The sequence below is a fragment of the Pseudoalteromonas sp. Z1A6 genome (genome assembly GCF_011378745.1).
Classification (GTDB): Bacteria; Pseudomonadota; Gammaproteobacteria; order Enterobacterales; family Alteromonadaceae; genus Pseudoalteromonas; species Pseudoalteromonas arctica.
Map to the genome: position 1 here is coordinate 1 of NZ_WTKW01000184.1, position 8,498 is coordinate 8,498.

General features: G+C 38.4%; 7 protein-coding genes. 1 reads left to right on the plus strand and 6 read right to left on the minus strand.

Going from position 1 to position 8,498, the window contains the following annotated elements:
- On the minus strand, positions 1-964 hold a 964-nt coding region (locus tag GQR46_RS12305; RefSeq protein WP_165741103.1), incomplete at its 3' end, for a diguanylate cyclase.
- A gap of 3 nt (positions 965-967) precedes the next feature.
- A complete protein-coding gene (locus GQR46_RS12310) occupies positions 968-1,972 on the minus strand; it encodes a response regulator (protein ID WP_007584074.1) in 1,005 nt (334 codons plus the stop codon).
- A 233-nt stretch (positions 1,973-2,205) separates the two neighbouring features.
- Here GQR46_RS12310 and tpx point away from each other — a divergent pair, with 233 nt between their 5' ends.
- A complete protein-coding gene (tpx, locus tag GQR46_RS12315; protein WP_024598337.1) occupies positions 2,206-2,787 on the plus strand; it encodes a thiol peroxidase in 582 nt (193 codons plus the stop codon).
- A gap of 88 nt (positions 2,788-2,875) precedes the next feature.
- Here the strand turns inward: tpx and adk are convergent, their stop codons facing one another.
- The 4 genes from adk to GQR46_RS12335 all read right to left on the minus strand — a co-directional run bounded on the left by adk (position 2,876) and on the right by GQR46_RS12335 (position 8,372).
- Positions 2,876-3,520, minus strand: a complete 645-nt coding sequence (gene adk / locus GQR46_RS12320; RefSeq protein ID WP_007584076.1) for an adenylate kinase — start codon at positions 3,518-3,520, stop codon at positions 2,876-2,878.
- A gap of 188 nt (positions 3,521-3,708) precedes the next feature.
- Complete coding sequence (gene htpG / locus GQR46_RS12325) at positions 3,709-5,622, minus strand: molecular chaperone HtpG (RefSeq protein WP_024592695.1); 1,914 nt, start codon at positions 5,620-5,622, stop codon at positions 3,709-3,711.
- A gap of 118 nt (positions 5,623-5,740) precedes the next feature.
- A complete protein-coding gene (locus tag GQR46_RS12330) occupies positions 5,741-6,466 on the minus strand; it encodes an RluA family pseudouridine synthase (RefSeq protein ID WP_165741104.1) in 726 nt (241 codons plus the stop codon).
- Positions 6,467-6,470: 4 nt separating this feature from the next.
- Positions 6,471-8,372, minus strand: a complete 1,902-nt coding sequence (locus GQR46_RS12335) for an MFS transporter (protein ID WP_165741105.1) — start codon at positions 8,370-8,372, stop codon at positions 6,471-6,473.
- Positions 8,373-8,498 lie beyond the last annotated feature (126 nt).

The following is an 8,498-nucleotide window of genomic DNA, read 5'->3' on the forward strand; positions in this document are numbered from 1 at the left end:
CATTTTTTATATCTTCGTAGGCTATTACTTTATTTCGCCCTGTATTTTTAGATTGGTACAGTGCTTTATCTGCAGCCTCTATCCAGCGCTCATGATTTTTAAAATCATTACTGCTACCAGCCAGCCCTATACTTACCGTCATTGTTATTTCAAAGTGTTTATACTTAACAGGGTTAGTTTCAATCAATACCCTTAAACGCTCAGCAAATACAAAAGCGCCTTCTTTATCTGTATCAAGTAATGTTACTGCAAACTCTTCACCGCCATAGCGCCCTGCAACATCAGTTTCGCGCAGCGTCGTACGTAGTAAGTTAGATAAATGACGAAGCGATTCATCACCACAGCTATGGCCATATTCATCATTTATTTTTTTAAAGTGGTCAATATCAAACATTAATAATGTACTACAGCCACCACTTCGCTTAACTCTCAAAAACTCTTGGCGTAGCGTACCTTCCCAGTGTCCACGGTTTGCAAGCTGCGTTAAGCTATCTGTTTGACTTACTTGTTCTAATTTTTTGTTTAACTCTTCAAGCTCTTTTTTATTTACCGCGACATCTGTTACATCATACAAAATAATACAAATATGGCTAACTTCGCCCATCGTATTTGTAAGAGGGATAAATGTCGCATTTTGATACATGTAATCAGCTTTACCAGTAATAGGTCTATAATTTTTAAACCTAAAAATGTATGGCTGCTGCTCCCAAATCGTAAAAGAGCGGTTTTTTAAAACAAAAACCGATTCTGATTTACTTCTAAACCATTTTTCGTCTATTGCTGGAAATAAATCAAATAGGTCTTTATCTTTTACTGCGCTTGGTAAAAGCCCTGAATGGTTTTCCATAAAACCATTCCATACACACACCTTATAATCTCTATCAAGTACTACAAGGCCTACATCAACGGTATTAAACATATCCATAAGCCAATGGATCTCATTCATTTCTAAATCTGCAGCCATAACTTAATCTTCTAATAGGTAAGCAACTTTATACTTCAAAGTTTTAAGTGAATCTTCAGTAAATAACAGCATGAGGTCGCAATTTATATCATGGTTTTCAATACCGTAACTAATCTCTATAGCAAGGGTGCGTTGCCAACGTGACTTGTTTGATTTAACCAGCTCAGACACATCTCTGTGTTGGCCAAGTACAATCGGGTGCCCTTGGCTAAATGACATATCGAGCTGTTTTGAAAGACCCGTTAAAATAGCGCCTATCAAAATATTACTAATATCCATAAGCAGCTCAAGTTCAATTTTATCGTTTAACTCGCCGTCATAATTCATCAAAGAAGCTATTTCTTTAAAGCTTGAATCATTTAAAAGTAATAGCGCCTCGCCCGAAATGCCACCGCCAATAAAGCCCTGACACACACCCGATGTAGCTGCATTATTATCTATAGACTGCAGCGCCATATCGAGTTCATTAACTTCCAAAATATTCACATTAGGAATTGGTAGCTCTACAAACACATTAAGAAGGCGTGCAAGTAAATCCCCAGCCTGTCCCATAGCAACGTTAGTTAGCTCTTGGTATATATCCCGAACATCAGGGTCGACTTGCTCTCCTAGCGAATGAGAGAGACGCTCACGCATGGCTTTATCTTTAATCCCATGGTGTTCAATTATGCTGGCTAGTTTTTCGGGGGAACATGGTTTTTGAATGAAATCGATAGCACCAAGTTCAAGCACTCTTTGATGTGCACTTGGCTGTATATCACCAGAGACAACAACAGTGAGTATGTTTAGCCCCTGTTCTTTCATAGCGATTAATACTTCATACCCATCCATTTCAGGCATGTTTAAATCGAGAAAAAGTATTTCTGGTTCAATTAACTTTATTTGCTTTATGCAATCAACGCCGTCGAGTGCAAATTCAACTTTAATATCCCAATCTTCAGGTAATGAACGAGCTAGCTGACGCCTAGCTAATTTTGAGTCATCACATATTAGTACCGATGTTGACATATTATCTCTCTGTTTCTAAACCAGTAATGAGCATTAAAATCATTTTATGATGGTTTTTATTTTTATTATCGAAGATATATTTTGTAACTTCATGTTAATCAAAGTTTAGCACAGTTACAATTTTTATATTGCAGAACTAATCCCAACTTCATTAGGGCGGTATAATCTCTTGGTTACTATAGCGCAGTATAATACACTGACGCCCATTGCGTTAATTTAAAAGGAAATACCTTATGTTACGTTCACTTACCTTTGCTTTGAGCGCATTTTGCTCTGTGGCTATTGCAGCCGATTACCCAGAAAACACGCTAGACATAGGAAAAGTATCTGCACAAGGCAAACCAGTCACTTTATTAGGCAAAGGGATCTCTGTTGGAGATAGCGCGCCAAATTTCAAAGTAGTTGATGACAACTTCATCCCTGTGACACTTGAGGATTACAAAGGCCAAGCTGTATTGATAAGTGTAGTGCCAAGTCTTGATACAGGTATTTGTAGCCTGCAAACTAAGCATTTTAATGAAAAAGTAGCCTCGCAATTTCCAAGTGTTGTAATGCTAACAATTAGTGCTGATTTACCATTTGCCCAAAAGCGTTTTTGCAAAGCTGAAAATATTGATAAAATCACTACGTTATCAGATTCTGTTTGGCGCGATTTTGGCCAAAAATACGGATTGATTATTAAAGATATGGGCTTATTAACGCGAACTGTATTTATTTTAGATGAAAGCCATAACGTCATTTATAAACAATTAGTTAGTAGCCTTTCAACTGAACCAGAATACAACAGCGTAATTGAGAAACTTAAAACGCTTTAAAGCCGATTAAATAGCATTGATTAAGCAATGCTAAACAGCCTTAAAACAAAAAACCGCCAATTGGCGGTTTTTTAATGTGCTTTTATAATTAACCTAAAAGCTCACCAAGTTGTGAACTAACAGCTTCAACAGCTTGTGTACCATCTAGTTTGTGGTATTGAGTATTACCAGCAGCAGCTTCTGCTTGGTAGTAATCAACTAATGGCATAGTTTGCTCGTGATAAATACCTAAACGTTTACGTACTGTTTCTTCAGTATCGTCAGCGCGAACAATTAAGTCATCTCCAGTTTCGTTGTCTTTACCTTCCACTTTTGGTGGATTATATACAATATGGTAAACACGACCAGAACCAGGATGAACGCGACGTCCGCCCATACGTTCAACAATCACTTCGTCAGCCACGTCAAATTCAATAACGTGATCAACCACTACGCCATTTTCTTTCATCGCATCAGCTTGAGGAATTGTGCGTGGGAAGCCATCAAGTAAAAAACCTTTCTCACAATCAGCTTTAGTAATACGCTCTTTTACTAAACCAATAATAATATCGTCAGAAATTAGTTGACCAGCATCCATTACTTTTTTTGCTTCTAAGCCTAATGGCGTGCCCTCTTTAATTGCTGCACGTAACATGTCGCCAGTAGAAATTTGTGGAATACCGTATTTGTCCATTAAAAACTGAGCTTGAGTACCTTTACCTGCACCCGGCGCGCCCAAAAGAATAATGCGCATATTATTGTCCCCTAGTATGGATATTTATTTTAAAGCCTGAATTCTTCCACAAGCGCCGCCGATACTCAAGCAACTTATACTAATTGATGAGTTGTTGATGTATTTACAGCGCATTAAAAAAGGGAACATACGTTCCCTTTTATTTAAAGTATATAATTTATACTTTTATTAACTAAATAGTTAACTGACTACTTGCTTAGTTCAAGCATTAGTTTGTTTAGGCGAGTAACAAACCCAGTTGGATCTTTAAGTGTACCGCGCTCTGCAAGTAATGCTTGGTCTAATAAAACATGTGACCACTGTGAAAATTTATCCTCATCTTGTTCGTCATTCAAATGCTTAACAAGTTGGTGTTCTGGGTTTAGCTCAAACACAGGTTTTGCTTCTGGTGCTGCTTGACCAACAGATTCCATTAGCTTTTGCATTTGTGAGCTCATGTCGTTGTCGTCGCTTACAACACATGCTGGAGAATCTGTTAGGCGGTGCGTAAAGCGCACTTCTTTAACGTCATCACCTAGTGCTGTTTTAATACGCTCAACAAGGCCTGCCATTTCTTTTTCAGACTCTTCTTGCGCTTTTTTAGTCTCTTCGTCGTCCAGCTTACCTAAATCTAAATCACCACGTGTGATTGACTGTAGTTGCTTATCAGCAAATTCAGTTAAGTGGCTCATCATCCACTCGTCAACACGGTCACTTAATAACAATACTTCAATACCTTTTTTGCGGAAAATCTCTAAATGAGGAGAATTTTTCGCAGAAGTAAATGTATCAGCTACTACATAGTAAATTTTGTCTTGGTCTTCGTTCATGCGCTCAACATATTGCTCAAGCGACACATCTTGCGTTTCTGAATCAGTATGAGTAGACGAAAAACGTAGTAGCTTACATACGGCTTCTTTATTTGCCGCATCTTCAGCTGGGCCTTCTTTCATTACTTGGCCAAACTCATTCCAAAATACTTGGTAATCGTCAGCTTTGTTTTTAGCCATACGCTCAAGCATTTTAATAATGCGCGATGTACACCCTTTACGAATAGCTTGCGTTACTTTGTTGTCTTGTAGAATTTCACGAGATACGTTTAGAGGTAAATCGTTTGAATCTAGTAAACCTTTCACAAAACGAAGGTAGCTTGGCATGAACTGCTCAGCATCATCCATTACAAATACACGTTGTACGTAAAGTTTTAAGCCACTTTGACGTTCACGGTTCCATAAATCAAAAGGTGCTTTTTTAGGGATGTATAAAAGGCTCGTGTATTCAGTTTTACCTTCAACCTTATTATGTGCCCAGCTAAGTGGATCTTCCCAGTCGTGGCTTACGTGCTTGTAAAACTCTTTGTATTCTTCATCAGAAAGCTCTGACTTATCACGCGTCCACAATGCAGTTGCGCGGTTAATACTTTCCCACTCACCTGGTACTGCTGGAATTTTTTCGCCGTCTTCGCCTTCAGACTCAGGTACTTCTGCTTTAAACATTTGTACCGGTGTTGAAATATGGTCTGAGTATTTAGTAACAATGCCACGTAAGCGGTAATCGTCAGCAAATTCTTTTTCTTCATCACGAAGATGTAAAATAATGTCGGTACCACGGCCTTCTTTTTCAATTTCTTGAAGCGTGTATTCGCCTTCACCTTGAGATTCCCACTCGTAAGCAGTTGTTTCACCCGCTTTACGTGTACGAACAGTTACTAAATCGGCAACAATAAATGCTGAGTAAAAACCAACACCAAATTGACCAATTAACTGTGAATCTTTACTTTGATCACCCGTTAAGTTTTTGAAAAACTCAGCAGTACCCGACTTTGCAATAGTACCCAATGAGCTAATTACTTCATCACGTGTCATACCAATACCATTATCAGAAATGGTAATTGTATTTGCTTCTTTATCTGCGCTAATACGAACACGTAAATCGGCATCACCTTGGTAAAGGTCGCCTTGAGATAGCGCTAAAAAGCGTAACTTGTCTGCTGCATCTGATGCGTTTGACACAAGTTCGCGTAAAAATATTTCTTTATTAGAATAAAGAGAATGAATCATTAAGTTTAATAATTGTTTTACTTCTGTTTGAAAGCCTAATGTTTCTTTTTGTGCTGCAGTCATTTATATATCTCCAATTTGCAAAGTGTCTGCGTTATGCACTTAATATGGGGTGAGGTGTTAGAACTTCAAGGGAAAAATCAAAAAAAGGTGAAACGAAAAAATAGAATATCTCGTTTATCTAAAATGGGTGCGGACAATTAATATGAATCTTTTCACCTGTTATTGGATGTTCAAAATATAAATCGCTGGCATGTAATTGTAAGCGTCCTGCCATGTACTCACTTTGCGCACTTTTATATAAATCACAGCCTAAAATTGGGTGCCCTATAAACTGGCTGTGTATTCGTAATTGATGGGTACGTCCGGTAACGGGCGTAAATTGCACTAAGGTTCTGCACGGTTGTTTAAGCCGCTCAAGCACACTGTATTCACTCACCGCTACTTTGCCCGTCGTTTGGCAAATTTTAACTCGCGGAAAAAGCAGTTTATCTTTTGCTATTAGTGCAGTAATTTTCCCCTCATCAACAGCTAAGCTACCCTCTAACATGGCTACATAACGCTTTTGAATAGTACGCGCCTGAAACTGTTTATTAAGATGCTTTGATGCTTTGGCGTTTAATCCAACAATCATAATGCCCGATGTACCCAAATCTAACCGATGCGGTAACTTAGCCTCAGCAAATGCGGCTGTTAACCCTTTTTGACCATGTACTAAACGGTAATGTACTGAGTCCCAGTTAAGCGGATTCTTACCAGACAAACTTAATAACCCACTGGGTTTATTGATCAGTAAAATATCATCATCTTGATATAATATTTCAATAAACCCGTCGCACTTAGGCGCTACAAAGTCATCAACAATCATTTGTGACTCTACTGGTGTATCCAATATTGAGTTAGCCATTAAATTAGTCAATATCTTTTGAATGAAGCGCTTTTAAAGCCAATACTTGCTCACGTAAATCGTCTGCTACTACTTTGTCAGCGGCAATCGGGGTACCTACTGCAACCGACACCAAAGACCATTTTAATCGTGGTAGTTGCCACTTAGCTTTTCGGCTAAACATACTTCCCCACAAGCCCCCTAAATGCACAGGAATAACGGGCACAGGTGAGCGCTCAATAATGCGCTCGATTCCACGGCGAAAAATATCGATAGAGCCGTCACTGGTTAGTTTTCCTTCAGGGAAAATACCAACAAGTTCACCTTTATTAAGCGCAGCAGCCACTTCGTCAAACGCTTTTTTAAACGCTTCCGGATTGGTTTTTTCACTGTTAATGGGAATAGCTTTGGCCATTTTAAATAACCAATGTAGGGCTGGCGAATAATAAATAGGGGCAAATACCATAAATCGGATAGGCCTTGGTGATGCTGCTAAAATAAACATCCAATCGACAAAGCTCACGTGATTACACACTATAACGGCAGCGCCTTCATCTGGAATATTACTTTCACCTTTTGTACGCACTCTGTACATACAAATAGCTAAAATATATATAATAAATCGTAAAAAGAACTCTGGTACTTTGGTATAAATATAAACAGATATAAGCAGGTTTAGCCCAGCAAGTAACAGTAGCAACTCTGAAATACTCCACTGAAAAACAGACAGCGTTACAATACTTAAAACAGCACTGCCCACCATAAACAGTGCATTTAATACATTGTTAGCCGCTATAACTCGTGAGCGACTCGACTCTTCAGTACGCTGTTGAATAAGCGCATACAGAGGTACAGTATAAAAACCAGAGCCAATACCAATGCCTGCCATCCATACAAAATGCCACAACATGTCGCCTGTTTTTAATAACTGATCAAGCGTCAATAATTCAAGGTTTTGAGGTAAATAAGAGCTAATAGCGCTCTCTTGGCTTAGTAAGTATAAAAACAAGGTAATTAAAATAGCGCCAAAAGGCACAATTCCTAATTCTATTCGAGAGCGAGAAAGCTTTTCACACAATAACGAACCAATAGCAATACTTAGTGAAAACACAACAAGCGCGCTAGTTACAACCAGTTCATCGCCGCCCATTGTGTGTTTTACATAATTTGGTAGGGACGTTAAAATAATTGCGCCAATTAACCAAAACCAACTGATCCCGAGGACTGATTTACCAACCGATTCTGTTTGCGAATTAAGTGCTGAAAATACGTTTTTCGTGGATGAAAATATATTATAGGTAAATTTTAAGTTAGGCTCGTTTGCCTCACTAATGGGTATAAAGCGACTGCTCACATAACCCATAACAGCCAGTACTAATACGGCAATACTTATAAGCGTAGGCCCTACTGATTGAGTAATATAATAGGTGCCAAAAATTGTACCAATTAATATTGCTACAAACGTGCCTGATTCAACCAAGCCATTCGCTTTTGTTAATTCGTTAGGGGCTACGTGCTGCGGTAAAATAGAGTACTTTAATGGACCAAAAAACGTACTTTGTACGCCCATTAAAAATACGGTGGCTAACATCAGCCAAAGATACTGCGTTAAAATAGAGACAGCCCCTACAACCATAATAGGGATTTCACATAGCTTTACGATTCTGATTAGTTTGGATTTTTCTGTTTTTTCAGCTAGCTGCCCCGCCATCCCTGAAAATAAAAAGAAAGGTAGGATAAATAACCCAGCAGCAATATTTGAATAAAGTGCGCCATCAGCAAGCGTTGCAGCCTGGAATATCAATAAAATAAGCACTGATTGCTTATACACGTTATCGTTAATCGCTGAGAAAAACTGCGTAATAAAAAGCGGTAAAAAACGCTTACTACCCAGTAATGTACCTTGGTAGGGTTGATTATCTTTCATTGTATTCCTTACTAATTAGAGACATAGCCCAAAAATATATTATACCAATTTGTTTAATTAAATGATCTATTTTGAGGGCGGAAAAACGTGTTGATAGCTAGGCAAAAAATTCGCTATTTAGTTGTT